Source organism: Streptomyces sp. NPDC002156, from assembly GCF_053593675.1.
On the sequence record NZ_JBSFDA010000023.1, the window covers coordinates 49682 to 74899 of the forward strand.

Annotated in this window: 23 protein-coding genes and 2 tRNA genes; 6 read left to right on the top strand and 19 right to left on the bottom strand. The window is 68.7% G+C overall.

Annotated features, from left to right (window positions below; genetic code table 11):
* Positions 1 to 29 precede the first annotated feature (29 nt).
* From ACWCRB_RS12970 to ACWCRB_RS12990, 5 genes are read right to left on the bottom strand one after another with little or no spacing between them, the layout of a single operon-like run.
* Positions 30 to 1376 (bottom strand): class E sortase, encoded by a 1347-nt coding sequence (locus ACWCRB_RS12970; RefSeq protein ID WP_450996094.1) that lies wholly within the window; start codon positions 1374 to 1376, stop codon positions 30 to 32.
* Entirely contained in the window at positions 1373 to 2011 is a 639-nt protein-coding gene (locus tag ACWCRB_RS12975) for an aminodeoxychorismate/anthranilate synthase component II (RefSeq protein WP_369029156.1), read from the bottom strand. Before ACWCRB_RS12975 ends, ACWCRB_RS12970 begins: the two co-directional genes overlap by 4 nt.
* Positions 2008 to 2190, bottom strand: coding sequence for a hypothetical protein (locus tag ACWCRB_RS12980; protein ID WP_189149527.1), 183 nt, complete (start codon positions 2188 to 2190; stop codon positions 2008 to 2010). The genes ACWCRB_RS12975 and ACWCRB_RS12980 overlap by 4 nt, the downstream gene beginning before the upstream one ends.
* Before the next feature lie 43 nt (positions 2191 to 2233).
* A complete protein-coding gene (locus tag ACWCRB_RS12985; RefSeq protein ID WP_450996095.1) occupies positions 2234 to 2944 on the bottom strand; it encodes a class E sortase in 711 nt (236 codons plus the stop codon).
* A 27-nt stretch (positions 2945 to 2971) separates the two neighbouring features.
* A complete protein-coding gene (locus tag ACWCRB_RS12990; protein ID WP_450996096.1) occupies positions 2972 to 3751 on the bottom strand; it encodes a DUF881 domain-containing protein in 780 nt (259 codons plus the stop codon).
* A 142-nt stretch (positions 3752 to 3893) separates the two neighbouring features.
* Between ACWCRB_RS12990 and crgA the strand changes: the two genes are divergently transcribed.
* Positions 3894 to 4148 (top strand): cell division protein CrgA, encoded by a 255-nt coding sequence (crgA, locus tag ACWCRB_RS12995; RefSeq protein WP_006383246.1) that lies wholly within the window; start codon positions 3894 to 3896, stop codon positions 4146 to 4148.
* Between the two features lie 296 nt (positions 4149 to 4444).
* Here the strand turns inward: crgA and ACWCRB_RS13000 are convergent, their stop codons facing one another.
* Together ACWCRB_RS13000 and ACWCRB_RS13005 are read right to left on the bottom strand one after the other, a co-directional pair.
* Positions 4445 to 5338, bottom strand: coding sequence for a rhomboid family intramembrane serine protease (locus ACWCRB_RS13000; RefSeq protein ID WP_450996097.1), 894 nt, complete (start codon positions 5336 to 5338; stop codon positions 4445 to 4447).
* Positions 5339 to 5490: 152 nt separating this feature from the next.
* The gene (locus ACWCRB_RS13005) at positions 5491 to 6018 is read right to left on the bottom strand and encodes a peptidylprolyl isomerase (RefSeq protein ID WP_450996098.1); all 528 of its coding nucleotides are present in this window, start codon (positions 6016 to 6018) and stop codon (positions 5491 to 5493) included.
* Between the two features lie 390 nt (positions 6019 to 6408).
* Between ACWCRB_RS13005 and ACWCRB_RS13010 the strand changes: the two genes are divergently transcribed.
* The gene (locus ACWCRB_RS13010; protein ID WP_450996099.1) at positions 6409 to 7113 is read left to right on the top strand and encodes a DUF5324 family protein; all 705 of its coding nucleotides are present in this window, start codon (positions 6409 to 6411) and stop codon (positions 7111 to 7113) included.
* 123 nt (positions 7114 to 7236) lie between these two features.
* Here ACWCRB_RS13010 and ACWCRB_RS13015 read toward each other — a convergent pair whose 3' ends face one another.
* The gene (locus tag ACWCRB_RS13015; RefSeq protein ID WP_450996100.1) at positions 7237 to 7851 is read right to left on the bottom strand and encodes a GtrA family protein; all 615 of its coding nucleotides are present in this window, start codon (positions 7849 to 7851) and stop codon (positions 7237 to 7239) included.
* 241 nt (positions 7852 to 8092) lie between these two features.
* On the opposite strand from ACWCRB_RS13015, the gene ACWCRB_RS13020 reads away from it, so the two are divergent.
* Positions 8093 to 8548 (top strand): tellurite resistance TerB family protein, encoded by a 456-nt coding sequence (locus tag ACWCRB_RS13020; protein WP_235476813.1) that lies wholly within the window; start codon positions 8093 to 8095, stop codon positions 8546 to 8548.
* Positions 8549 to 8632: 84 nt separating this feature from the next.
* On the opposite strand, the gene ACWCRB_RS13025 is transcribed toward ACWCRB_RS13020, so the two are convergent.
* Positions 8633 to 8705 (bottom strand) — tRNA-Ala (locus ACWCRB_RS13025).
* Between the two features lie 182 nt (positions 8706 to 8887).
* Between ACWCRB_RS13025 and ACWCRB_RS13030 the strand changes: the two genes are divergently transcribed.
* On the top strand, positions 8888 to 9436 hold the full coding sequence (locus ACWCRB_RS13030; RefSeq protein ID WP_235476814.1) for a helix-turn-helix domain-containing protein: 549 nt from the start codon (positions 8888 to 8890) through the stop codon (positions 9434 to 9436).
* A 244-nt stretch (positions 9437 to 9680) separates the two neighbouring features.
* Positions 9681 to 11549, top strand: coding sequence for a serine/threonine-protein kinase (locus tag ACWCRB_RS13035; protein ID WP_450996101.1), 1869 nt, complete (start codon positions 9681 to 9683; stop codon positions 11547 to 11549).
* A 46-nt stretch (positions 11550 to 11595) separates the two neighbouring features.
* Here ACWCRB_RS13035 and ACWCRB_RS13040 read toward each other — a convergent pair whose 3' ends face one another.
* On the bottom strand, positions 11596 to 12987 hold the full coding sequence (locus ACWCRB_RS13040; protein ID WP_450996102.1) for a hypothetical protein: 1392 nt from the start codon (positions 12985 to 12987) through the stop codon (positions 11596 to 11598).
* Positions 12988 to 13177: 190 nt separating this feature from the next.
* Complete coding sequence (locus tag ACWCRB_RS13045; RefSeq protein ID WP_003999697.1) at positions 13178 to 13306, bottom strand: DLW-39 family protein; 129 nt, start codon at positions 13304 to 13306, stop codon at positions 13178 to 13180.
* A gap of 349 nt (positions 13307 to 13655) precedes the next feature.
* Between ACWCRB_RS13045 and ACWCRB_RS13050 the strand changes: the two genes are divergently transcribed.
* Positions 13656 to 13997: a DUF6344 domain-containing protein gene (locus ACWCRB_RS13050; protein WP_450996103.1), complete on the top strand. Its 342-nt coding sequence runs from the start codon at positions 13656 to 13658 to the stop codon at positions 13995 to 13997.
* 302 nt (positions 13998 to 14299) lie between these two features.
* Here ACWCRB_RS13050 and ACWCRB_RS13055 read toward each other — a convergent pair.
* From ACWCRB_RS13055 to dnaN, 8 genes are all read right to left on the bottom strand, one after another.
* A tRNA-Ile gene (locus tag ACWCRB_RS13055) sits at positions 14300 to 14376 on the bottom strand.
* Positions 14377 to 14519: 143 nt separating this feature from the next.
* Positions 14520 to 15425: a DUF3566 domain-containing protein gene (locus ACWCRB_RS13060; protein ID WP_450996104.1), complete on the bottom strand. Its 906-nt coding sequence runs from the start codon at positions 15423 to 15425 to the stop codon at positions 14520 to 14522.
* Between the two features lie 18 nt (positions 15426 to 15443).
* The gene (gene gyrA / locus ACWCRB_RS13065; protein WP_450996105.1) at positions 15444 to 18050 is read right to left on the bottom strand and encodes a DNA gyrase subunit A; all 2607 of its coding nucleotides are present in this window, start codon (positions 18048 to 18050) and stop codon (positions 15444 to 15446) included.
* 42 nt (positions 18051 to 18092) lie between these two features.
* Positions 18093 to 20165 (bottom strand): DNA topoisomerase (ATP-hydrolyzing) subunit B, encoded by a 2073-nt coding sequence (gene gyrB / locus ACWCRB_RS13070; RefSeq protein WP_450996106.1) that lies wholly within the window; start codon positions 20163 to 20165, stop codon positions 18093 to 18095.
* 374 nt (positions 20166 to 20539) lie between these two features.
* The gene (locus tag ACWCRB_RS13075; RefSeq protein ID WP_369029142.1) at positions 20540 to 21100 is read right to left on the bottom strand and encodes a DUF721 domain-containing protein; all 561 of its coding nucleotides are present in this window, start codon (positions 21098 to 21100) and stop codon (positions 20540 to 20542) included.
* Entirely contained in the window at positions 21097 to 22218 is a 1122-nt protein-coding gene (recF, locus tag ACWCRB_RS13080) for a DNA replication/repair protein RecF (protein WP_450996107.1), read from the bottom strand. Before recF ends, ACWCRB_RS13075 begins: the two co-directional genes overlap by 4 nt.
* A 52-nt stretch (positions 22219 to 22270) precedes the next feature.
* A complete protein-coding gene (gene gnd, locus ACWCRB_RS13085; protein WP_450996108.1) occupies positions 22271 to 23146 on the bottom strand; it encodes a phosphogluconate dehydrogenase (NAD(+)-dependent, decarboxylating) in 876 nt (291 codons plus the stop codon).
* Between the two features lie 164 nt (positions 23147 to 23310).
* Positions 23311 to 24441, bottom strand: a complete 1131-nt coding sequence (gene dnaN / locus ACWCRB_RS13090; protein ID WP_105970234.1) for a DNA polymerase III subunit beta — start codon at positions 24439 to 24441, stop codon at positions 23311 to 23313.
* Between the last annotated feature and the right edge of the window lie 777 nt (positions 24442 to 25218).

Here is a 25218-nt window from a genome sequence, read left to right on the forward strand (position 1 = left end):
ACTGCTACTGCACGAGCCCACCGCCGCTGCTACAGCAACGCGTCCGGCTTGCCCTTGCTGCGCGGCCGTTCCTCGACCATCTTGCCCCACACGATCATCCGGTATTTGCTCGTGAACTCCGGAGTACACGTCGTAAGGGTGATGTAGCGGCCCGGCTCGGTGAAACCCGAGCCATTGGGGATCGGGTCCAGCACGCTCGTGTTGCTCGGCGACGTGACCGGCAGGATCGCCTCCATCTTGTAGACGTAGTACTTGTCCTGCGTCTCCACGACGATCGCGTCGCCCTTCTTCAGCCGGTTGATGTACCGGAAGGGCTCACCGTGCGTGTTGCGGTGCCCCGCGAGCCCGAAGTTGCCGGTCGCCGCCGACGGCATCGCCGTGTTGAGGCTGCCCTCCGCGTAGTGACCGACCATCCCCCGGTCCAGCACCTTCTTCTTGCTGGTGCCCTCCGCGATCGGCACCACCACGTCCAGCTTGGGGATGTCCAGGATGGCGAACCCCTGCCCCGGCTCGAACACCCCCGGCGCCCGCTTCCCGCTCGCCCAGTCGTCCTGGAGGCTCGTCGCCTCGTTCCCGGCCTGCGCGTGCGCCCGTACGTTCGTCCACCACAGCTGGTAGGTCACGAACAGCAGCATCAGCACGCCGGTGGTGATGAACACCTCGCCGATCGCCCGGCTCGCCATCACGGCCACGCCCGGCTTCTGCGCCCGCGCCGCCTGCCGCGCGGCCACCCGCGAGAGGGGCGCACCCTCCGCCGAATCGGCGGCCGCGCCCTCCGATGCCTCCTGAGGGCCTCCATGGCGCCCGTGACGGGCCTTGGCGGCCTTCCGGCGCGCCGCCCGTCCACCGGCCGCCGAAGGGCCCTCAGAGGCGCCTGTGGCCCCTGCGCCGGCGGAGGCGGCCGACACCGAGTCCTCGTCGGGTATTCGCGGCAGGTCCGCCAGCCGCAGCGCCACCGTCTCCTCGTCGACCGGCGGCAGCACCACGGGAGGAGCCACGGACGGCTGCGTCGCACGAGGGACCGCAGCAGGAGCCACGTACGGCACCTGCTCCTCGTACACCCCCACCTGCCAGTCCTGCGCGTACCCCCGCGAGTCGTACCCCGACTCCGGCCCGGAGCCGCGGTGCTCTGCCGCCCCCTGCTCGGCCGAGGCGTCGTACGGCCGCGCATGGCCGCGCCTGCGCCGCCCGCTGCCCGGAGGCGGATCGTTCCGCTGCCCCGGCAACGGGTCGCTCAGCGGATCCACCGGCCGCTCCGCCGGCGCCTCGAACGCACCCGGCACCCCGTACGGCTCCTGCTGCCCGTACGAGGGTCCCTGGTCGCCGGTGTCTCCGTACGCGGAGCCGGACTCGCGCTCGGGGCGCAGGGCGGTCACGCCGTGGCCCTGCCCACCACCGGGGCGAGCCCCGACGACCTCGCCACGGCACCCCGGTCGCCGCACTCCACCAGCCAGTTGGCCAGCATCAGGTGACCGTGCTCCGTCAGCACCGACTCGGGGTGGAACTGCACACCCTCGACCGGGAGTTCGCGGTGCCGAAGGCCCATGATGATCCCGTCGTGCGTACGGGCCGTGACCTCCAGCTCGGCCGGGACCGTCTCCGGCTCCGCCGCCAGGGAGTGGTAGCGGGTCGCCGTGAAGGGCGTGGGGAGGCCGGCGAAGACACCCTTGCCCTCGTGTTCCACGAGGGACGTCTTGCCGTGCAGCAGCTCGGGGGCGCGGTCCACCACACCGCCGTACGCCACCTGCATCGACTGCATGCCCAGGCAGACCCCGAACACCGGCACCCCGGTGGCCGCGCAGTGGCGCACCATCTCGATGCAGACGCCGGCCTCCTCGGGCGTACCCGGGCCCGGCGACAGCAGCACACCGTCGAAGCCGTCCTGCGCGTGCGCAGTCGACACCTCGTCGTTGCGCAGCACCTCGCACTCGGCGCCCAGCTGGTACAGGTACTGGACCAGGTTGAAGACGAAGCTGTCGTAGTTGTCGACGACGAGAATCCGCGCGCTCACTGGTCGTTCACCGTCACATCGTTGAAGGGGAGGAGAGGTTCGGCCCACGGGAAGACGTACTGGAAGAGCACATAGACCACCGCCAGCGCCAGTACGAGGGAGAACAGCGCCTTCACCCACGCGTTCCCCGGCAGATGCCGCCAGATCCAGCCGTACATGCCGTCCCTTCCGTCGCCCACGGCACCCGACTCGCGGCACCGGACTCACGCGTACCTCACCAGATTAACGGCGCAGCGCCTCGGGTTTCCCGGCCTCCACAGGCTGTGTGGAATCCAGGTGTGCCCAGACGATCAGTCGATGGCTGTGCCCCCACTCCGGATCGCACGTGGTCAGCGTGAGATAACGGCCCGAGCGCGTGTACCCGCTCTTACGTGGCACAGGATCGATCACCTCAATGTCCGTGGGCACGGTTTTGTAGGGGCCTTTGTCGATCCGATACGTGAACCACGTCGTCCCGTCCGTCAGCACCACCGCGTCCCCGCGGCGCAGCTTCGGGAAGTCCTTGAACGGATCGCCGTACGTACGCCGGTGGCCCGCGACCGAGAAGTTGCCCTCCTGGCCGAGCCGTGCGGTGGTGGCGTAGTGGCCGAGGCCCTTCTTCAGGGTGTTCGTCTTCGTGCCTTCGAGCACCGGCTTGTTCCACGTGAAACCGAGCCGCGGGATGTACATGATCGCGAAGGGCTTGCCCGAGCTGTAGGGACCGGGCGGCTTGGGGCCCGCCGTACTCGTGGGAGTGGCCGACGGCTCCGGCTCCGGCGCCTGTGTCACCGTGCCCTTCGACCACTGGTCCTGTAACTGGTCGATCTGGTCGTCCATGACGCCGTCGGCCTTCACACCGGTCCAGAACAGCACGTACACGACGAAGAGCACGATCACCGTGCCCACCGTGACACACAGTTCACTGACCGCCCTGATGATCACGCGCCCCGACACAGGCCCCCCAGTGGTGAGCTACGAGAGCTACTTCACAGGTTCCGCGTACTGCAGATCCACTGTGCCCGAGTAGCCGGGCAGAGTCACCGTCCCGTCCTCGTCGACCTGCCAGCCGAGCCCGTAGACGTTGACGTACACCATGTAGTTCTGGATCGCCTTGGACGCCGTGAGCGCGTCCCTCAGCTTCTCCGGGTCACCGACCGCCGTGATCTTGTACGGGGGTGAGTAGACGCGTCCCTGGAGGATCAGCGTGTTGCCCACACAGCGGACGGCGCTGGTGGAGATGAGCCGCTGGTCCATGACCTTGATGCCCTTGGCCCCGCCCTGCCAGAGGGCGTTCACCACGGCCTGGAGGTCCTGCTGGTGGATGACCAGGTAGTCGGGCTGCGGCTCTGGGTAGCCGGGGAGCTTCGCGGTGGCGTTCGGCGGGGCGTCGTTGAGGGTGACCGTGAGGGCCTCGCCCTTGAGCTTCTGGGTGCCCGCGGCCTTCTCCAGCGCCGCCAGTTTGGCGTCCTCGGCCTCGGTGCTGCCGTCGTCGCGCTCGGCGAGCGCCTCGACGTCGTCGCGCAGGGCCGCGTTGGACTCGTCGAGCCGGCCGTTCTTGTGGCTGCGCTCCTGGATGAGGTCCGAGAGCCTCAGCAGGGAGGCGTCGGTGCGGATGTTCGTGCCCTTGGCCGTGTCGAAGCTCGTGAAGAAAATCAGCCCCGCGAGGGCGAAGACCCCTACGGTGAGCACCCGGACCGGGCGGAAACGGCGGTTACGGGCAGGACTGGAATCCGTCCCGGGGGAGTCGGCAGAATTGCTCAACGTACCCTTATCTCCTTCGGCGCCGCGGAAGCACTACGCTAACGGACGCCCGGGGGAGCACTAAGTGTCCCCTTGTACGCTGCCCCGGAGCCCGACCCAGTTCCCTGCGCGGCCACGCAGCGCATCGACAGGAGAGACCCTCGTGCCGAAGTCACGTATCCGCAAGAAGGCCGACTACACGCCGCCGCCCGCCAAGCAGGCGACGGCCATCAAACTGAACAGCCGCGGCTGGGTCGCACCGGTCATGCTGGCGATGTTCCTCATCGGCCTGGCCTGGATCGTCCTCTTCTATGTGACCGACGGCACGCTGCCGATCGACTCACTGGACAACTGGAACATCGTGGTGGGCTTCGGCTTCATCGCCGCGGGCTTCGGTGTCTCCACGCAGTGGAAGTAGGGCCTTCAGGGCGGGCCCTCAGGGCTCTGCCCAGGGCTTTTCGCTGAGTTATCCACAGCCAGGTTGAATTTCCACACCCCGCCTGGGGAAAAGACGACGATCTGTGGATAACTCATCGAGTGTTGACGCCGGTACGACTGACACACCGGTAACCGCAAGCTTGTTCGCCCCCTGCCTGACCTGGGAAAACTCCGGTCGGTGACAGGGGGCACAGCTGTTCCCGCACACTGTGCACAGGTAGCGCCACGGACTGTGGACAACAGGCACTCAGTGACAGGAGTGACCGGTCGGGGCTGTTAGATGAGCTGGCCCGTGCGGATCAGGGTCATGACGACCACCGCGACCAGGACCACCGCGCAGACGCCGTACTGGACCAGGGATCTGCGCTCGCGCGGGGCGTGGACCATGGCGTAGCCGATGACGACACCGGCGACGAGGCCGCCGATGTGGGCCTGCCAGGCGATGTTGCTCGCTCCGAAGGTGAAGATGAGGTTGATCACCAGGAGAGCGATGATCGGCCGCATGTCCTGGTTGAGGCGGCGCATCAGGACAGCGGTCGCGCCGAAGAGGCCGAAGATGGCACCGGAAGCCCCGAGCGAGCCGCTGCTCGGGGAGGCCAGCAGATAAGTGAGGGCACTGCCCGCGAGGCCCGAGACGATGTAGAGCACCAGGTAACGGACCCGGCCGAGGGCAGCTTCCAACGGGCCGCCGAGCCACCACAGGCTCAGCATGTTGAAGCCGATGTGCCAGATGGCCTGGTGCGCGAACATCGAGGTGAACAGCAGATACCACTGTCCCTCGGCGACGCCCTCCGTGGCGACGTACGGCGCCGGCGGCCACTTGCCGACGAGGACCAGGTGGTCCAGGAACGACGGGCGGATCTGGCCGACGAGGAAGACCGCGAGGTTGATCCCGATGAGGATCTTGGTCAGGAGGCGGGGATCGGCTGCGATGGTGCCGCCGGCGATGTTGCGCGGCCTGGAGGCGCCGGGCGCGTGTCCCGTGCCGGAGCCGTTGCGCACACATTCCGGGCACTGGAAGCCGACGGAGGCGCTGACCATGCACTCGGGGCAGATCGGGCGTTCGCAGCGGGTGCAGCTGATGCCTGTCTCGCGGTCCGGGTGGCGGTAGCAGGTGGGCAGGCTCTGGGCGTCCTGCGGGCCCTGCGGGCTGCCTGGCGCCTGGTCCATGGGATCCCCTAAGTCCGTCAGTCCGTCGTCGTGCGGTTGGTCGTCGTACGCAATGCACCGCCCCGCCCATCCTTACGGATGAGCGGGGCGTTTGGTTCCCTGCTGGTCCCCTCCGGAAAAGAGCTGGCGGGAGGGGTTCCCTGGGGTGAGCCCTAGCGGGTCTCGACGACGACCGACTCGATGACGACGTCGTTGACCGGGCGGTCGGTGCGCGGGTTGGTCGCCGCGGTCGCGATGGCGTCCACGATCTTCTGGCTGGCCGCGTCGGTGACCTCACCGAAGATGGTGTGCTTGCGGGTCAGCCACGCCGTCGGGGAGACGGTGATGAAGAACTGCGAGCCGTTGGTGCCCGGGCCGGCGTTGGCCATGGCCAGGAGGTACGGCTTGTCGAAGCGGAGGTCCGGGTGGAACTCGTCCTCGAACTGGTAGCCGGGACCGCCGGTGCCGTTACCGAGGGGGTCACCGCCCTGGATCATGAATCCGCTGATCACCCGGTGGAAGACCGTGCCGTCGTAGAGCTTGTCCGTCGACTTCTGACCGGTCTCCGGGTTGGTCCACTCACGCCCGCCGGTGGCAAGCTCGACGAAGTTCTGGACCGTCTTGGGCGCGTGGTTCGGCAGGAGCCGGACTTCGATGTCGCCGTGATTGGTCTTCAGGGTGGCGTAAAGCTGCTCGGCCACGATCTGCCTTCCGTTGTCCTCTTGTGACTCCTCGATCCTCGCACGGTCCATGCCGTGCGTCGCTCGGCACCCTCCTCCGAGCGAAAATCCGGCGGTTTCGCTTGCGCTTCCGGCACGGCGCAGAAATCCGGTCGAGTAGGCACGGGACGGGAGCGCGGCACGGCGATCCGTGGCATTGTCGACGACAAGCTCCTGTTGCCCGGTATTCATCGCTATTGCATGTGATCGTCATCCGCTGCCACATGCGACCGGTCCGGTGCCGTCAGCCCCGTGCGATCGGCCGTCCATGACCCGGATGCCCGCCCTCGCATGCCTCGCGGCGTATTGCCAGGCATGATCCGTAAAAGGGTGGAGAGTCGATAACCGTACGCCACCGACGAGGAGGATCCCGTGACCCGCATCGAAAGCGTGCGCGCCGCAACCAGCTCGGCGAAGGACAGCGTCCTGCACGCCGCGGACGTGGTGGCGCCCTACGCCGACACGGCCAAGGACAGGGCCACCCAGTACGCCCACGAGACACGCGTACGACTTGCTCCCAGGGTGTCCCAGGCCGCGGAGCAGGCCCGTGTCCAGTACGGCGCGCATCTCGCTCCGCGACTGGAGCAGGCCCGTACGCATGTGCCGCCGAAGGTCGACCATGCCGCTCACGAAGCCGCTGCCCGTACCGCCAAGGCGGCCCGGCAGGCCGCCGACTACACCGCGCCGCGCGTGGAGCGGGCGGTCGCGGCGGCCGGGCCCGTACGTGAGGAGGCGGCCGCACGTAGTGCCGCGGCGCTGGCCGCGCTGCGTGGTCAGGTCACTCCGCAGGAGATCCGGAAGCTGGCCCGCAAGCACGAGCGTCGGGCCCGGGCGGGCCGGCTCGCCAAGGGGCTGGTCGCGCTGGGCATCCTGGCGGGCGGCGCATTCGCCGCGTGGAAGTGGTGGGACAAGCAGGCCAACCCCGACTGGCTGGTCGAGCCGCCCGCCGCGACCGAGGTCCCGGAGACGGGCCGTCTGACATCGGTGGACGGCACCGCTCCCTCGCATCTTGACCCCGAGGTCGAGGCGAAGGAGGCCGAGTCGGAGGCGGCGGAGGGCGACGAGGACCGCCGCTGACGGTTCGGTTCGTGTGTGGTGTCGCCGTGGGGTGGGAGACCTGAGGGTCTCCCACCCCACGGCGGTGTTTCACGTGAAACACCGCTCTGCTCCGTTTCACGTGAAACATCGTCGTCCCCGCCGTCAGGAGACGGCCAGCTGCGGGCTCGTCCTCAGTCCGCCGATGCCCCTCGTGGCCGGGGCCCGGAGGATCGTGCGGCGGACGGTCGAGGGCACCGGGATCGCCGGGGTCGCCGGGGTCGCCGCCGCCACCGGCTTCGCCAGAGTCACCGGAACCACCGAGACCGTGCTCTTACTGCGGCCGGCGGCGAAGACGTACAGCCGGAGGACCAGGAAGCGGCCTATGCCGGCGAGGCCGGAGGCGCTGAGGTAGACGATCTGCTCGGTCAGCATGCCGGGAGACGACTGGACCAGGTGCAGGACGAACATCGCTACGCAGGTGACGACGTAGGCGGCGGTGGCCGAGCCCGCCGACTGCCAGTGCTGGCGCCACCCGGCGCGCTTGCCGCCCCCGAAGGTGAAGCGGGCGTGGAGTTCGGTGCACAGGATGGTCGAGGCGACCGTGATCAGCGCGTTGGCCAGCACCCAGGGCATCGCCACCGCGAGCAGCGCGACGGCGCCGCTGGAGAGGAGGCCGACGCCACCGCCGCACAGGACGAACCGGGTGAAGGAGGCGAGCGGTCCGGGAGCAGCAGCGGCGCCGGTCGTGCTGGGCTTCGACGAGAGCTGCGACTTCACGGCGGTTTCCTTCCGGCGGGGTGGCTGTGGACCTCTGTGGATCACGGGGATCAACTGGGTTCAACGATGCCGTCGCGGGCTCTCGGAAACGATGACGTGTACTCCCGAACCGGGGGTGTAGCTGGCCCCACCATCGGGGTGCGGGAGGCGCTACCCAGGGCAGGGAAAAGGGCGACTGATAGCTTCTACACGAACGTAGAAACAGACGTAGGAACAGACGAAGAAGCAACGAGGAGTTCTCATGGCCCTGTGGGACCGCATCAAGGAGTCCGCATCGACGATGCAGACCCAACTGGAGGCGAAGAAGAACGACTTGAAGAGCGGCGCGTTCCGGGACGCGAGCATGGCGATGTGTGCGCTGGTCGCCGCGGCCGACGGCACGATCGACCCGGCGGAACGGCAGCGCGTGGCCCAGCTCATCGCCACGAACGACGTCCTGCAGAACTTCCCCGCGGACGATCTGCGCCGCCGTTTCGACGAGAACATCGGCAAGCTGACGGCCGACTTCGCCTTCGGCAAGGTGACCGTGCTCCAGGAGATCGCCAAGGCCAAGAAGAAGCCGGCCGAGGCCCGTGCCGTGATCCAGATCGGCATCGTCATCGGCGGCGCGGACGGTGACTTCGACAAGACCGAGCAGGCGGTCGTACGGGAGGCCTGCTTCGCCCTGGACCTGCCGCCGCACGAGTTCGATCTCTGACGCGACGCGCACGGCCCATCGGGCCGGCAGCTGCAAAGGTGCCCTCTGAACTGCGTTTCCGCAGTTCAGAGGGCATTTCGGGTGTGGAGCCTAGGGGAGTCGAACCCCTGACATCTGCCATGCAAAGACAGCGCTCTACCAACTGAGCTAAGGCCCCGAGGGAAAGGCGTCCGCCCAGAACAACCAAGTCCTGGTGGGTGCCGTCGACAAGAGTACCGGGTCATCCCCGGTATCCCGCAAAAGGATTGGGGGTCCCCGTGGACGACCACTCTCCGTAAGATGCTCGTCGTGGTTCGCTACAGCGAACCGCGGTATTTGGGGAAGCGATGGGGAGACGCAATGGATGCCGCACAGCAGGAAGCCACCGCAAGAGCGCGGGAGCTTCAGCGGAATTGGTACGGAGAGCCGCTGGGGGCGCTCTTCCGTAAGCTCATCGACGATCTTGGTCTCAACCAGGCTCGTCTCGCGGGGGTACTGGGGCTGTCCGCGCCGATGCTGTCACAGCTGATGAGCGGCCAGCGGGCCAAGATCGGCAATCCGGCAGTGGTGCAGCGGGTGCAGTTGCTGCAGGATCTGGCCGGTCAGGTCGCGGACGGCAGCGTCAGCGCGGCCGAGGCGACCGAGCGGATGGACGAGATCAAGAAGTCGCAGGGGGGTTCGGTGCTCAGCAACACCACGCAGTCGACGACGAGTTCGGGGGCGCCCACGGTCAAGCGGGTGGTCCGCGAGATCCAGTCGCTGCTGCGCTCGGTGGCCGCCGCCGGCGACATCATCGAGGCGGCGGACACTCTCGCCCCGACCCACCCGGAACTGGCAGAGTTCCTCCGGGTGTACGGAGCGGGCCGCACGTCGGACGCCGTGACGCACTACCAGTCCCACCAGAACTGAGCCGCCGGCCCGGCCGCCGACCGGGGGTTCGGCGGCCGGGCTCCGGCTCAGGAGCGGCAACGGGGGTAGGCGTGCACGGGAGATGGGCAGGGAGAGTCCGGGAGACGGGCGGGAAAACAGGTACGGAGACAGGTTCTGGGCGAGCGGGGTGACAGCGGGCTCCGGAGCGGGGTAGGAGGAGCCGTACCAACCGCCGGTCCGGAGCCGACCGAGCGGGGATCCGAAGGGGGATCGACGCAGAGCCATGGGTGAGGTCTTCGCCGGCCGGTACGAACTGGCCGACCCGATCGGGCGCGGGGGAGTCGGCGCCGTCTGGCGCGCCTGGGACCACCGCCGCCGCCGGTACGTGGCCGCCAAGGTCCTCCAGCAGAGCGACGCCCACTCGCTGCTGCGCTTCGTCCGCGAACAGGCACTGCGGATCGACCACCCCCATGTGCTCGCCCCGGCCAGCTGGGCCGCGGACGACGACAAGGTCCTGTTCACCATGGACCTGGTCGCCGGCGGCTCGCTCGTCCATCTGATCGCGGACTACGGTCCCCTGCCGCCCGGGTTCGTCTGCACCCTCCTCGACCAGCTCCTCTCGGGCCTCGCCGCCGTGCACGCGGAGGGCGTCGTCCACCGCGACATCAAGCCCGCCAACGTGCTGCTCGAAGCGACCGGTACAGGCCGCCCGCGGCTGCGGCTGTCCGACTTCGGCATCGCGATGCGGCTGGGCGAGCCGCGTCTGACGGAGACCGACTACGTGGTGGGCACGCCGGGTTACTTCGCTCCCGAGCAAATGCTGGGCGCGGACCCGGACTTCCCCTCCGACCTGTTCGCCGTGGGCCTGGTCGCGCTCTATCTCCTGGAGGGCGCCAAGCCGGACTCCAAGGCCCTCATCGAGTACTTCGCGGAGCACGGCACGCCCAGCGCCCCCCAGGGCATACCGGAGCCGCTCTGGCAGGTCGTGGCCACGCTGCTGCAGCCGGACCCGCAGGCGCGGTTCCGCACGGCCACGGGCGCGCGCAAGGCCCTCGGCCAGGCCGCCGAACTCCTGCCCGAGCCCGGCCCCGACGACGAGCTGATCGAGATCTTCGACCAACTCGGCCCCCTCCCAAGGGGCTTCGCCCCGGCCGGCCCCCTCAAACCGTCCCCCGGCGTGACCACGAACGGCGCCCGCAACGGCGGGGCGACGCGCGGTCCGGCCACAGGCACCGGACACGGCGAGTACGGCGGCCCGGACTCGAACAGCACGCACACCGGCCCGGGAGCGGCCCGCCCGTACGACCCGTACCGCGAACCGAACCCGGACGGCACACCCACCGGCCCGGCGACGGGCGGCACGCACACGGGACCGGGCATCGGACCGACGCGGAGTCCGCTGCCCGGCCCGATGCCGGATCCCGTCTCCCCACCCCCCGGACCGGGCACGGGTGCCATACCCTCACGGCCGGTCGAGGCCCCCGCACCCACCGGCTCCGAGCAGCCCTGGCAGTCCTCCGGTGCCGCCCCGAGCCGGCCGGGCACCGACTCCGTACGACCGCCACAGCCGCCGAGCCCGGAGCAGCCTCACCCCGCTCAGCGGAACGGCATCCCGCCCCACCCGGACACCACACCCCCGCGCCCCACGCACCCACCGTCGACGGCGCCTTCCCGGCCCTCGCACCCGGACCCGTACGCCGCCCAGGCCGTCGCGCCGATCCCCCCGCAGCCGCCGTCAGCTGCCCCGCCCCAGCCGTCCGCCATGTCGGACACGGGGAGCTTCCACCTGCCCCCGCCCCAGCTGACCGCCCCCGCCACTCCCCCCACGGCCGCCAAGCACGTATCCGCGCCCTTCGAAACCACGCACGCGCCCTCCCCCCATCCGCACCCGCACGGAACCACCACGCAGACCCAGGCTCCGACCGCGACGGCGACCCCCACTCCGACGCTGCGCCACCAGGACGCGTACGCCCCCACCTCTTCGTACGTCGCCCAGGTCCCGCAAGTTCCCGCGTCCGTGCAGGCGGTTCCGCAGCACCGCGGCCGACGTCGCCAGCGTCGTCCCGGACCGCCCGCGAAGGTGGCGATACCGGTGCTGTTCCTGGCCCTGACCTGCTACGCGGTCGGTTTCTGGGCCCTGTTTCGGATCTGAACATTGCGACTACGCGCGCGGGTCGTCGATTCCTCGGTCCACGCGACTACGCGCGCGTGGACCGCCGCCGGGCGACCACCGTCCACAGCCCGAGGCCGAGCATCAGCAGGCTCCCCGCCCCGATACCGCTCACCGCGACCACCCGCATCACGGCGTCATCACCCCCGCCGCTGCCCGCGGCGCGCTCATCGGCTCCGGTACCGCCCGCCACCCCACCGGACGTCCATCCGCCGGCCGCCTCCCGCTCCTCCTCCGTGACCGCGAAGGTGTCCCGGGGCACGGACTGCCCCAGATACGCGGGCGCGTCCTGCGCCGTACCGGTCACCTGCACCCGCAGCGTCAGCCCGTACGGTCCCGCGCCGAATCGTTCCGTCATCTGCTCGGCGAGATGGACGACGAGGTAGTACGAGCCGGCGAACCGCATCCCCTGCATCCGGTCGCCGACGCCGAAGCGGTTGGCGTACTCGACGGGTGGCAGCGGATCGAGGGCGGCGGAGGTCTGGCTGCCGTTGTAGCCGAGGCCCTCGTCGTCGACGTACCCGCGCGCGGGGTTGTAGAGCGACATGACGAGCGCGTTGCCGAGGAACCTGCTTCCGCCGCTGGAACTGCCCAGTTCGGCGACGGCGTGCAGCTGCTGGCCCCAGTCGACCGGCACCCGGTAGAACAGCGTCCGGCCGGGCGTGATGTCGTCCTGCCAGACGCCCTGCCCCACCGCGGTGGCCGTGGCGAAGCCGGCGCCACCCGCGCGCGGGACGGCGTCTCCGGTAAGAGGAGCGGGCGAGGCGGAGTCCCAGGACCCGGGGGACTCGGGCGCGACCGTCGCCGTTTCGTTGACGAGGCCCGGTTCCGACACGTAGGTCAGCTCCAGGTCCCAGTCGTCCGAGGACGAGCCCGCGGAGTCGATGCGGTCGACGACCACGTAGTACGTACCGGCGTCCTGGCAGGCCGTCGTCTCGCCGTCGGTCGTGCGCGAGGCCCAGGCGGCGACCGGATGCGGGCTGCGGGAGGCCCCGAAGCGGGTGCTGTCGTACGAGCAGGAACGGGCGTCGGCGTCCTGCACGGACACCTTGACGCCGTCGGAGGAGGACACCGTCGTGCCCTGCCGGGGGACGGCGGTGGCGGAGACGTACGCGTTCGACGTGGCGTCGAGCGCGAGGCGGTAGTAGAGCCTGCCGTTGACGGGGAGGGTGCTCCGGTAGGTCCCGCCGGGCTCCAGCCGCACGGCGTCCGTGGTGCTCGCGGCTCCCTCGACGACCTGGGCGTCCTCGGCGAAGTCGTAGGTGTACGCGTCCTGCGCGGCGACCGCCTCCGGGCCGGTCCCGGGGCCCGCACCGACTCCCACCAGCGCACACAGCACCGCCGCCACGACCGCGCCCCGCACCGTGCGCCGCCCCATCACGCGCCACCCCTCGTCCCGCTCGCCGCCCGAACCGCCCACCGGCCCAGCTCCGTCCGGGCACCGTTTCTGCCCGGACCGTCGCTCATCCTGCCCCGCCGTCCACCCCGACACCGCACGATTCGCACGACCGCCCGAAACGACTGCCCTTTATGCGTCGTGATTTGCCCCAGCAACACAAAACCCCGACCGCGTCGGCGGCCGGGGTCTGCTCACAGACTGCTGTCGATACTCAGGAACCCGTGGGCACGGAGTCGGTCGCCTCCGTCCACAGATCCTGCTCGGCGCGATCCGCCTGGATCTGGCGGTACACGAGGAGCCCGCCGATGGCGGCCAGTGCGACCAGGAGAAGCTTCTTCACCGTGCGACCTCGTCTTTCCTTGACGTAGGGGACCTTCTGGCGCCCGACTATACCCTCCGACCGAGACCGATCAGTGACCTGCGCCGGCCGCCAACTCCCGCCCGGCACACCGCAGTAGAAGTGGACGACACCGCTCCGATCGGAGGGTGATCACATCTCCACGTACGGTGATTTTTCGCCATACTCCACCCCTCCCCCTCCCTATCCTCCACTTTTCGATTCCGTTGCACCCATCCGAGTGGTGTTCATCAGAAGATCGACGCGCCACGGCCGTAGGTCCGTCACTTCCCGCCCGCCATACACATCATGAGGAAAGTACGCAAATCGCCCAACCCGAAAGTGAGGGGCCATGGCCCAGAACAAGGTCATGAAGCTGTGGACCGCCGTCGTCACCGCCTTCCTGGCGCTGTGCACGACGCTCGGACTGATCACGACGACCGCCACCACCGCGGTAGCCGACAGCCGCCCGGCGCGCAACTGCACCGCACCCGCGGCGCTCCCCGCGACAGCCGACTGGGCCTGGTCCTACGCCCGCTCCCTGCCCCCCACGATGAAACAGCGCATCGGAGCCGAGGCCCACGGCTCCTCCCCGAGCTGCCGCCACCGCTCACCCGCCGACACGGACGCGGACACGGAAGCCGGCCCGGAGACCGACACGGACGCGGAGACGGCGGCCCAGCCCCTCTCCTGACCCGCCTGGCACGATCCCCCACTTGCCCCTCCCCATGTAGCGGCGAACTTGCGTACAAAGCCACACGGAGAAGCACCAGAACAAACGAGAGACCCCAACCATCACTGGCTGGGGGTCTTTTCGCTGTGCCACGCGCCGATGTCAGGAATCCCCAGGGACCTCGCGCCAGGTACGCCTGGGCGGCAATGAACACCAGCCGCCCCCACCGGCCCCGCCCAAGCAACGGCTGCACCTGGCAGCCGGTTGATGTCAGCCGTAGATGCCAAAGACCCCCAAGCGTGATCGCCTGGGGGTCTTCGTGCTGGTGGGGCTAACAGGATTTGAACCTGTGGCCTCATCCTTATCAGGGATGCGCTCTAACCAACTGAGCTATAGCCCCGCCGCGCTCTGCGGTGTATGTCCCGCGCGCTGACCTCTGAAGATTAGCGCACGACGTGGCCAGTCCCAAAATCGATAGCCGGGCGACGTTTGAGGCCTCTCCTCACCGGCGCGAGACCCGCACGTCACCCGGACTTCACACGCTCACTCGTCCTCGGCGAGCGTCAGCTCGATGCCGCCGACGAAGCCCGCGGAGAGGTTGTAGATGAACGCGCCGAGGGTCGCCAGCGCCGTCGCGAGGACGACGTCGATGACCGCGATGACCGACGTGAACAGCACGACGTTCTGCAGCGACAGGAAGGACTGGAGGTCGAAGCCGTTCGACTCGTTCGAGCCCGTGGCCTCCGAGATCGTGCCGCCGACCGTCGAGAAGACGCCCATCGCGTCCATGACCATCCACAGGACCACCGCCGCCACGATCGTGCAGATGCCCAGCGCGATCGACAACAGGAAGCTGACCTTCATCACCGACCACGGGTCGGCCTTGGACACACGCAGCCGCGCCTTGCGCGTACGGGGCAGGGTGCGCGCGCCCGTGCGCGGACGCCGTACGGCTCCTGACTGATTCGCCCCCGGAGGCTGGACCTGGACCGGGGGGACCGCCGGAGCGGCCGGCGGGTAGGCCTGCGGCGGGTGGTAGGGCCCCGCGGGCTGCTGCGGCTGGCGCTCACCGGGCAACGGCGAAGCCTGCTGCGGCGGCGCCGTGGCGCGCTGCGCGGCCGGCTCCGCCACCGGCAGGGCACCGGGGGCGCCCTGGGCCGCCGGGCCCGCGCCGGCCCCGTACTGCTGGGTCTGCGGACCTCTGGCGTCCGTCACAGTTCCCCCCTGGGATCCCTTGGATCCATGTGTGTCGGGCGAGCGTGAACCGGTCTTGTGCGGCTTGATGGCCTGCAGGTTGGTCGTGTGCGGATCTGTCGCACTCTGTGCGTCCCTCGCACCCTGCGCATCGGTCGCACGTGCGGCGGAGCCACGACCGCCGCCGTCTTTGTCCGTACCGGTCGAGGGACCGGACGAACTGCCGGACGAACCGGCGCCCGTGGCTCCGCTCACGATGACTCACTCCTCGCGCTACTCCGACGAGGACTGATCGCCCTCGTCCGTGCCGGTGGTCGCGGCACCCTCGGCCGACTCGTCGACGGCGTCCTCGCCGTCGACCTCCTCGGCCTCACGTCCCGCCTCGGCGTTTCGTGCGATGCCGACTACGGCATCGCGCTTGCCCAGGTTGATCAGTTGGACGCCCATGGTGTCACGGCCCGTCTCCCTGACCTCATTGACTCGCGTACGAATCACACCGCCGGAGAGCGTGATGGCGAGGATCTCGTCGGTCTCCTCGACCACCAGCGCACCGACAAGAGAACCGCGGTCCTCGACGATCTTGGCGGCCTTGATACCGAGGCCGCCGCGACCCTGGACGCGGTACTCGTCGACGTTGGTCCGCTTCGCGTACCCGCCGTCTGTGGCAGTGAACACGAACGTACCGGGTCGAACAACATTCATCGAGAGCAGCTGGTCTCCCTCACGGAAGCTCATGCCCTTGACACCCGAGGTGGCACGGCCCATCGGACGCAGTGCGTCGTCCGTCGCCGTGAACCTGATCGACTGTGCCTTCCTGCTGATCAGCAGCAGATCATCCTCGGACGAAACGAGTTCGGCTCCGATCAGTTCGTCGTCGGAACCGTCCTCCGTCTCACGGAGGTTGATCGCGATGACACCACCGGAACGCGGCGAATCGTAATCCTTCAGAGGCGTCTTCTTGACCAGACCACCCTTGGTGGCCAGGACCAGATAGGGCGCCGCCTCGTAGTCGCGGATCGCCAGGATCTCCGCGATCGCCTCGTCCGGCTGGAAGGCCAGCAGGTTGGCGACGTGCTGTCCACGCGCGTCACGTCCGGCGTCCGGCAGCTCGTACGCCTTCGCGCGGTAGACGCGGCCCTTGTTGGTGAAGAACAGCAGCCAATGGTGGGTCGTCGACACGAAGAAGTGGTCGACGATGTCGTCTTCCTTGAGCTTCGTGCCGCGTACGCCCTTGCCGCCGCGCTTCTGCGAGCGGTAGTCCTCGGTCTTGGTGCGCTTGACGTAGCCACCGCGCGAGATCGTGACGACGATGTCCTCTTCGGCGATCAGGTCCTCGATGGACATGTCACCGTCGAAGGGCACCAGCTTGGAGCGCCGGTCGTCGCCGAACTTCTCGACGATCGCGGCGAGTTCCTCGCTGATGATGCCGCGCTGACGCACCGGCGAGGCCAGGATCGCGTTGTACTCACGGATCTTCGCCTGGAGTTCGTCGTGCTCGGCGACGATCTTCTGGCGCTCCAGAGCCGCCAGTCGGCGCAGCTGCATCTCCAGGATCGCGTTGGCCTGGATCTCGTCGATCTCCAGAAGGCCCATCAGGCCCTCACGCGCGATCTCCACGGTGTCACTGCGCCGGATCAGCGCGATGACCTCGTCGATGGCGTCCAGGGCCTTCAGAAGGCCACGCAGGATGTGCGCGCGCTCCTCGGCCTTGCGCAGCCTGAACCGCGTACGCCGGACGATGACCTCGATCTGGTGCGTCACCCAGTGCCGGATGAACGCGTCCAGGGACAGGGTCCGCGGTACGCCGTCCACCAGCGCCAGCATGTTCGCGCCGAAGTTGGTCTGCAGGTCGGTGTGCTTGTACAGGTTGTTCAGGACGACCTTGGCGACCGCGTCCCGCTTCAGGACGATGACCAGGCGCTGTCCCGTACGGGACGACGTCTCGTCGCGGACGTCCGCGATGCCGCCGATCTTGCCGTCCTTCACCAGGTCGGCGATCTTCTGCGCGAGGTTGTCCGGGTTGACCTGGTACGGGAGTTCGGTGACCACCAGGCACTGGCGGTTCTGGATCTCCTCGACGTCGACGACCGCGCGCATCGTGATCGAGCCACGGCCCGTGCGGTACGCCTCCTCGATGCCCTTTCGGCCCACCACGAGGGCACCGCTGGGGAAATCGGGGCCCTTGATGCGCTCGATCAGGGCATCGAGCAGCTCCTCGTGGGAGGCCTCGGGGTTCTCCAGGTACCACTGGGCGCCGGCCGCGACCTCACGGAGGTTGTGCGGCGGGATGTTGGTCGCCATACCGACCGCGATGCCCGCCGAGCCGTTGATCAGCAGGTTCGGGAAGCGGGCCGGCAGAACCGTCGGCTCCTGGTTGCGGCCGTCGTAGTTGTCCGTGAAGTCGACGGTGTCCTCGTCGATGTCACGGACCATCTCCATGGACAGCGGCTTCAGCTTGCACTCGGTGTACCGCATGGCGGCGGCCGGGTCGTTGCCGGGAGAGCCGAAGTTGCCGTTGGAGTCCACCAGCGGCATCCGCATCGACCACGGCTGCGCGAGACGGACCAGCGCGTCGTAGATCGAGGAGTCGCCGTGCGGGTGGTAGGTACCCATGACGTCACCGACGACACGGGCGCACTTGTAGAAGCCCTTCTCGGGCCGGTAGCCGCCGTCGTACATCGCGTACAGCACACGCCGGTGGACGGGCTTGAGGCCGTCCCGTACGTCGGGCAGCGCACGCGACACGATGACGGACATCGCGTAGTCGAGATACGAGCGCTGCATCTCGGTCTCGAGCCCGACGGGCTCGACGCGCAGGGCGATCTCGCCCTCTTCGGGAACGTTCGGACCGTTGGGGGGAAGAGGAGTCTCGTCGGTCATTGCTGGTGAAGATCCTTTCTGGTGCGGTCAGCTGAGACCGACTCAGATGTCGAGGAAGCGGACGTCCTTGGCGTTGCGCTGGATGAACGCGCGGCGTGCCTCGACGTCCTCGCCCATCAGGACCGAGAACAGGTCGTCGGCCTGCGCGGCGTCGTCGAGCGTGACCTGGCCGAGGACCCGGTGCTCCTGGTCCATCGTCGTGATGCGCAGCTCCTCGGCGTTCATCTCGCCGAGACCCTTGAAGCGCTGGATCGAGTCCTCACGGACCCGCTTGCCGCTCTGCCGGCCCAGCTCGATCAGGGCGTCGCGCTCACGGTCCGAGTACGCGTACTCGAAGTCGTCCCGGCCCCACTTGATCTTGTACAGCGGAGGACGCGACAGGAACACGTGTCCGGCCTCGACCAGCGGCCGCATGAAGCGGAACAGGAAGGTCAGCAGCAGGGTGTTGATGTGCTGGCCGTCGACGTCGGCGTCCGCCATCAGGATGATCTTGTGATAGCGCAGCCGCGCGATGTCGAAGTCCTCGTGGACACCCGTACCGAACGCCGAGATCAGCGCCTGGATCTCCTGGTTCTGCAGGATCTTGTCGATCCGCGCCTTCTCCACGTTCAGGATCTTGCCGCGGATCGGGAGGATCGCCTGGTACTCGGGGTTCCGGCCGGACTTGGCCGAGCCGCCGGCGGAGTCACCCTCGACGATGAAGATCTCGCACTTGACGGGGTCGTTCGACTGGCAGTCGGACAGCTTGCCCGGCAGCGAAGCCGTCTCCAGCAGACCCTTGCGACGCGTCAGGTCACGGGCCTTGCGGGCCGCCACGCGCGCGGTGGCCGCCTGGATGCCCTTGCGGATGATGTCCGAGGCCTCGACCGGGTTGCGGTCCAGCCAGTCGTTGAGGTGCTCGTAGACCGCCTTCTGGACGAAGGTCTTCGCCTCCGTGTTGCCCAGCTTGGTCTTGGTCTGACCCTCGAACTGCGGCTCGGCCAGCTTGACCGAGATGATCGCCGTCAGACCCTCGCGGATGTCGTCACCCGTGAGGTTGTCGTCCTTCTCCCGGAGCAGCTTCTTGTCGCGCGCGTACTTGTTGATCAGCGAGGTCAGCGCCGCCCGGAAACCCTCCTCGTGCGTACCGCCCTCATGCGTGTGGATGATGTTGGCGAAGGAGTACACACCCTCGCTGTAACCACTGTTCCACTGCATCGCGACCTCGAGGGACAGGCTCTTGTCCTTGTCCTCCGCCTCCAGGTCGATGACGGTCGGGTGCACCACGTCGCCCTTGCGGGAGTTGAGGTACGTCACATAGTCGACGATGCCGCCCTCGTAGTGGTACGAGACGGTCCTGACCTCGTCCAACTCGTCGGCGCCCGCCTCGTCCGCACCGATCGTGGCCTTCGCCACCTCGCGCTCGTCAGTGAGTTTGATCGTCAAACCCTTGTTGAGGAACGCCATCTCCTGGAAGCGCCGCGAGAGCGTCTCGAAGGAGTACTCGGTGGTCTCGAAGATGTCGCCGTCGGCCCAGAAGGTGACCGACGTGCCGTGCTCGTCCGTCGCCTCGTGCTGGGCCAGCGGAGCCGTCGGGACGCCCAGCTTGTAGTCCTGCGTCCAGCGGTAGCCGTCGGTCTTGACCTCGACGGCGACCCTGCTGGACAGGGCGTTCACGACGGACACACCGACGCCGTGCAGACCGCCGGAGACCGCGTAGCCGCCGCCGCCGAACTTGCCGCCCGCGTGCAGCACGGTGAGCACGACCTCGACGGCCGGTTTGCCCTCGGACGGGACGATGCCCACCGGGATGCCACGGCCGTTGTCGATGACGCGCACTCCGCCGTCGGCGAGGATCGTCACGTCGATGGTGTCCGCGTGACCTGCCAGCGCCTCGTCGACGGAGTTGTCGACGACCTCCTGCACCAGGTGGTGCAGACCGCGCTCACCGGTCGAACCGATGTACATGCCGGGTCGCTTGCGGACCGCGTCCAGACCCTCGAGGACGGTGATGGCGTTGGCGTCGTACGCCGTGGGCGAGGCCTCGGCGGTTACGGCCGTCGGGGCCTCGGTGGACGGGATGTTCTCGTTGGGGTTGCCGGAATCGGCCACGAAGCGCCCTTTCTGGCACAGCACAAGCCAAGTTCCCGGCGGGGTGGCCGGAGCGGCTGCGGCATGTTGCGTTGGTAAGCCTTGGTCAGCGGTGGGACACCATTTCCCGGTGATCCCCTCCAATGGGGCGGGATTAGCTTCCAGTCTACCGGTAGCGCCGACAGTGATGGGGGTTTGCCGGTACCTGAGTCCGCATGTGCCGCCCTCAACCGGTCTCTCCCGAGTCCCCATATGCGGAGCGGGGCTCCAAGAGGCTTGGAGAGGCACTCAGCGCTTCCGGGTGTCAACCCTTGGCTACCGGGGAGTCAGGTAGCGATTCGCAAAAGCGCGCACCACCGTCCGCACGCCCCCGACCCGCCCGACATGTGACACACCTCACCCACAGAGAGTGGCGGGGATCACCCGTAGGTGTCACCCGGACCCGTGCTCCCGGGCGCCCGCAACGGGCCGAAACGACGGGCCGGACCATTGGGTCCGAGCACCTTGAGGAACCGCACTCTGCCGTGCCCGAGGTCCTCGTTCAGGCGTGCGACCAGCTGCGGAGCGAGCAGCCGCAGATTCGTCGCCCACGCCGTCGAGTCGCAGCGCACGACCAGCACCCGCTCGTCCTCGTCGTACGACTCCGGTTCGCAGTGCTTGGCCAGGTCCGCACCGACGATCTCCGGCCAGCGCCCCATCACCCCGCCCACCGCAGCCGGCGCCTCCCACCCGCGCTCCGTGACGAGGCGGTTGATCGCCGCACCGAGCGCCATGGGGTCACGCCTGTCCCGCCCCGAGCCGGAGCGCAGGCCGCCCCCGCGCCGCGACTGCCTCTTCTGCTGCGCCGCGTCCCCACGCGCGCGTGCCGCCTCTTTCGCCGCCCGCAGCGCCACCCGCGCCAGATCCACCCCGGAGGGCTCGGGGGACGGCTTGGGGGCTTCCTCGGGGCTTCCCCCGGACAGCGGCTCCTGGGCGCTCATGCGCGCTCCACCGCCCCGTCCGCCACCGAGTACCGCGTCCCCGCCAGCACATGCGGTACGTCGTCGTCGACCGCGGCCGTCACCAGGACCTGCTCGCCGGGCGCCACCAGCTCCGCCAGCCGCTCCCGGCGCCGGGTGTCCAGCTCCGCGAACACGTCGTCGAGAACGAGCACCGGCTCGTTCCCCTCGGCCCGCAGCAGGTCGTACGAGGCCAGCCGCAGCGCCAGCGCGTACGACCACGACTCACCGTGGGACGCGTACCCCTTGGCGGGCAGCGAGCCGAGCTTGAGATGCACATCGTCCCGATGCGGACCCACCAGGGTCACGCCCCGCTCGATCTCCTGCTTGCGGACCTCCGCCAGCGCCCCCATCAGCTGCTCGTACAGCTCCTCGCGCGCGTGGGCCTCACCCGGCGCCGACGGCTTGTACTCCAGGGCGATCGGACCGCCGCCGGGCGCCAGCTGCTCGTACGCCTTGTCGGCCAGCGGCTGGAGCGCGGCGATCAGGTCGAGCCGCTGGGCCAGCAACTCGGCCCCCACGCGCGCGAGATGCTGGTCCCACACGTCGAGCGTCGACAGGTCCATCGTGCGACCGCCGTGCCGCCGGGCCAGCGCCGCCGACTTGAGGAGCGTGTTGCGCTGCTTGAGGACCCGGTCGTAGTCGGAGCGCACGCCCGCCATGCGCGGGGAGCGCGCGGTGATCAGCTCGTCGAGGAACCGCCGCCGCTCACCCGGATCGCCCTTCACCAGGGCCAGATCCTCCGGCGCGAACAGCACAGTCCGTACGATCCCCAGGACGTCACGCGGTCTGACCTGCGACGACCTGTTGACGCGGGCGCGGTTCGCGCGGCCGGGGTTCAGCTCCAGCTCGATCAGCTGCTGCCGTTCGCCCTGTTTGACCTGCGCCCTGATGACCGCCCGGTCGGCGCCCATGCGGACCAGGGGCGCGTCCGAGGAGACCCGGTGGCTGCCCAGAGTGGCGAGATAGCCGACCGCCTCGACGAGGTTGGTCTTGCCCTGCCCATTGGGGCCGACGAACGCGGTGACGCCCGGTTCGAGCGGGACCTCGACCCGGGCGTACGAGCGGAAGTCGGCCAGCGAAAGATGCGTGACGTGCATGGTCGTTCGCCGACCTCCCCCGAACTTGTGGACCGCTGAACGGCCCTGTGGATTACTTCGCCTCGACGGCGTGGCCGCCGAACTGGTTGCGCAGCGCCGCGATCATCTTCATCTGCGGGGAGTCGTCCTGCCGGGACGCGAACCGCGCGAACAGCGACGCGGTGATCGCGGGCAGCGGAACGGCGTGGTCGATCGCGGCCTCCACGGTCCAGCGGCCCTCCCCGGAGTCCGCGGCGAACCCGCGCAGCCTGTCCAGGTGCTCGTCCTCGTCGAGGGCGTTGACCGCCAGGTCGAGCAGCCACGAACGGATCACGGTGCCCTCCTGCCAGGACCGGAAGACCTCGCGCACGTCCGTGACGGAGTCGACCTTCTCCAGCAGCTCCCAGCCCTCGGCGTAGGCCTGCATCATGGCGTACTCGATGCCGTTGTGGACCATCTTCGAGAAGTGCCCGGCGCCCACCTTGCCCGCGTGGACCGCCCCGAAGTCGCCCTTGGGCTTGAGGGCGTCGAAGACCGGCTCGACCTTGGCGATGTGCTCGGCGTCGCCGCCGTACATCAGCGCATAGCCGTTCTCCAGGCCCCAGACGCCTCCGGAGACACCGCAGTCGACGAAGCCGATGCCCTTGGCCGCGAGTTCCTCCGCGTGCCTCTCGTCGTCCGTCCAGCGGGAGTTGCCGCCGTCCACGACGACGTCACCGGGATCGAGGAGCTCGGCCAGCTCGTCGACGGTGGACTGGGTCGGGGCGCCGGCCGGGACCATCACCCACACCACACGCGGGGCGGTGAGCCCGTCCACAAGCTCCCCCAGGCTGTGGACATCGGCGACGTCCGGGTTGCGGTCGTATCCGACGACGGTGTGGCCTGCGCGGCGGATCCGCTCGCGCATGTTGCCGCCCATCTTGCCGAGGCCGACGAGACCGAGCTGCATCAGTTGTTCCTTAGGTTGCGACGTGGCATGAGGGCACTCCTGTTGCTCGTACCCACGTCCGAGCCTAAACCCGGACGCTCACGCACATCTGTGGGCATACGCGCTCAGACGTATGCCCACACCTGCGGCCTGCCTGTGGAGGGCGATCAGCCGCCCAAAAGACCTCAGCCGCTGAGGCGGACCGGCATGATCAGGTACTTGTACGCCTCGTCCGCCTCGGCGTCCACGGCCGGCTTGCCGCTGAGCAGCGCGGGCTTCGTGGACGTCGTGAAGGAGAGCTGGGCGACCGGGGAGTCGATGGCGCTCAGGCCGTCCAGCAGGAACGTCGGGTTGAAGGCGATCGAGACGTCGTCGCCCTCCAGCTGGGCGTCGACCCTTTCCACAGCCTGTGCGTCGTCGCTGGAACCCGCCTCCAGGATGAGCACTCCCTGCTCGAAGCTGAGCCGCACCGGGGTGTTCCGCTCGGCCACCAGGGCCACACGCTTGACGGCCTCCACGAAGGGGGCGGTCTCGATCACGGCGATGGAGTTGAACTCCGTCGGGAACAGCGAGCGGTACTTCGGGAGGTCGCCCTCCAGGAGCCGGGTCGTCGTACGGCGGCCCGCGCCCTCGAAACCGATGAGGCCCTCGCCCGCACCCGAGCCGGACAGCGCCAGGATCACGCTGTCGCCGCTCGTGAGGGCCTTGGCGGTGTCCAGGAGCGTCTTGGCGGGCACCAGGGCCACCGCGGACGCCTCCGGGTCCTCCGGCTTCCACAGGAACTCACGGACCGCGAAGCGGTAGCGGTCGGTGGACGCCAGCGTCACCCTGTCGCCCTCGATCTCGATGCGCACACCGGTGAGGACGGGCAGCGTGTCGTCACGGCCGGCCGCGATGGCCACCTGGGCGGCGGCGGACGCGAAGACCTCACCGGGCACCGTGCCGGTCGCGGTGGGCATCTGCGGCAGCGCCGGGTACTCCTCCACAGGCAGTGTGTGCAGGGTGAAGCGGGAGGAGCCGCACACCACCGTCGCCCGTACGCCGTCCATGGAGATCTCCACCGGGCGGTTGGGCAGGGCACGGCAGATGTCGGCGAGCAGGCGGCCGGACACCAGGACCGTGCCCTCCTCCTCGACCTCGGCCTCGACCGAGACCCGCGCGGAGACCTCGTAGTCGAAGCTCGACAGGCTCAGCTGGCCTTCCTCGGCCTTCAGCAGCAGCCCGGCGAGGACAGGGGCCGGCGGACGGGCCGGGAGGCTGCGCGCCGCCCAGGCAACTGCCTCCGCGAGTACGTCGCGTTCCACCCGGATCTTCACTGTTGCCGCCTCCTGCTGTTGCCGGCGCTTCTCGGCCTGCCTGGCTTCGTCGTCTGTCTCGGTGTCGTCGGTCCCCGTGCTGGGAAGGACACCGGGGAACAGTCTGACGCACGGCACTGACAGTAGGTGCCCGTCGGGGTCAAGTCGTGACGAGGGGCAGCCGGGCTCCCGACAGCGAGTTGTGCACAGGACCCCCTTCGAAACGGATTCCGAGCTCTCTCTAGTTGTCAGTAGTAGTAGGGGCTGTGGATACCGTGGATAACCCCGTTTTCGCAGCTCAGGCGGGAGATTTTGTCCACTGACCCTGTGGGTGGAGGCGGTGGATAACCAAGCCTCTCTGTGGAGAACAGAAAGTTCTGCACACCCCATGCACAGCCGGGGGTCACTTCTCCCCAGCGCCGTCCCCAGCTTTACCCACCTTTCCCACAGCCCAACCCGGCACCTTCGTGTGACGCCTTTCACTCGACACGGTGAGGAGGCGCGTCGTGTTGCCGAACAGTGGACAGGGGTGTGGAGAAGCCGGTGATCGCTGGGGACAACCGGCCACAGCCTGTGGGCCGCCGGTGGACAACTCCGTGCACAGCCTGTGGATCATTTCTTCGTCCACAGCCTGTGGAGATCTTTTGTCCACCAATCCACAACCACCTGACCTGGTCTGATGGTCTATCACCAGCCTGGCCTGTGGACACAGTCTGGACAACTTCCCGGTCCCCAGGGTGTGGACGCGAGAAAGTCACCAAATCTGTGGAGGGTGGCCGTAACCCGGCCCGCATTCGA

Bases quoted from the DNA above. Each gene is read 5' to 3' on its own strand.
- ACWCRB_RS13020 (WP_235476813.1), top strand. From the start codon at position 8,093: ATGGCCCTGTGGGACCGCATCAAGGAGTCCGCATCGACGATGCAGACC.
- ACWCRB_RS13000 (WP_450996097.1), bottom strand. From the start codon at position 5,338: ATGGACCAGGCGCCAGGCAGCCCGCAGGGCCCGCAGGACGCCCAGAGC.
- gyrA (WP_450996105.1), bottom strand. From the start codon at position 18,050: ATGACCGACGAGACTCCTCTTCCCCCCAACGGTCCGAACGTTCCCGAA.
- gnd (WP_450996108.1), bottom strand. From the start codon at position 23,146: ATGCAGCTCGGTCTCGTCGGCCTCGGCAAGATGGGCGGCAACATGCGC.
- recF (WP_450996107.1), bottom strand. From the start codon at position 22,218: ATGCACGTCACGCATCTTTCGCTGGCCGACTTCCGCTCGTACGCCCGG.
- ACWCRB_RS13030 (WP_235476814.1), top strand. From the start codon at position 8,888: ATGGATGCCGCACAGCAGGAAGCCACCGCAAGAGCGCGGGAGCTTCAG.
- ACWCRB_RS13075 (WP_369029142.1), bottom strand. From the start codon at position 21,100: ATGAGCGCCCAGGAGCCGCTGTCCGGGGGAAGCCCCGAGGAAGCCCCC.
- ACWCRB_RS13035 (WP_450996101.1), top strand. From the start codon at position 9,681: ATGGGTGAGGTCTTCGCCGGCCGGTACGAACTGGCCGACCCGATCGGG.
- ACWCRB_RS13050 (WP_450996103.1), top strand. From the start codon at position 13,656: ATGGCCCAGAACAAGGTCATGAAGCTGTGGACCGCCGTCGTCACCGCC.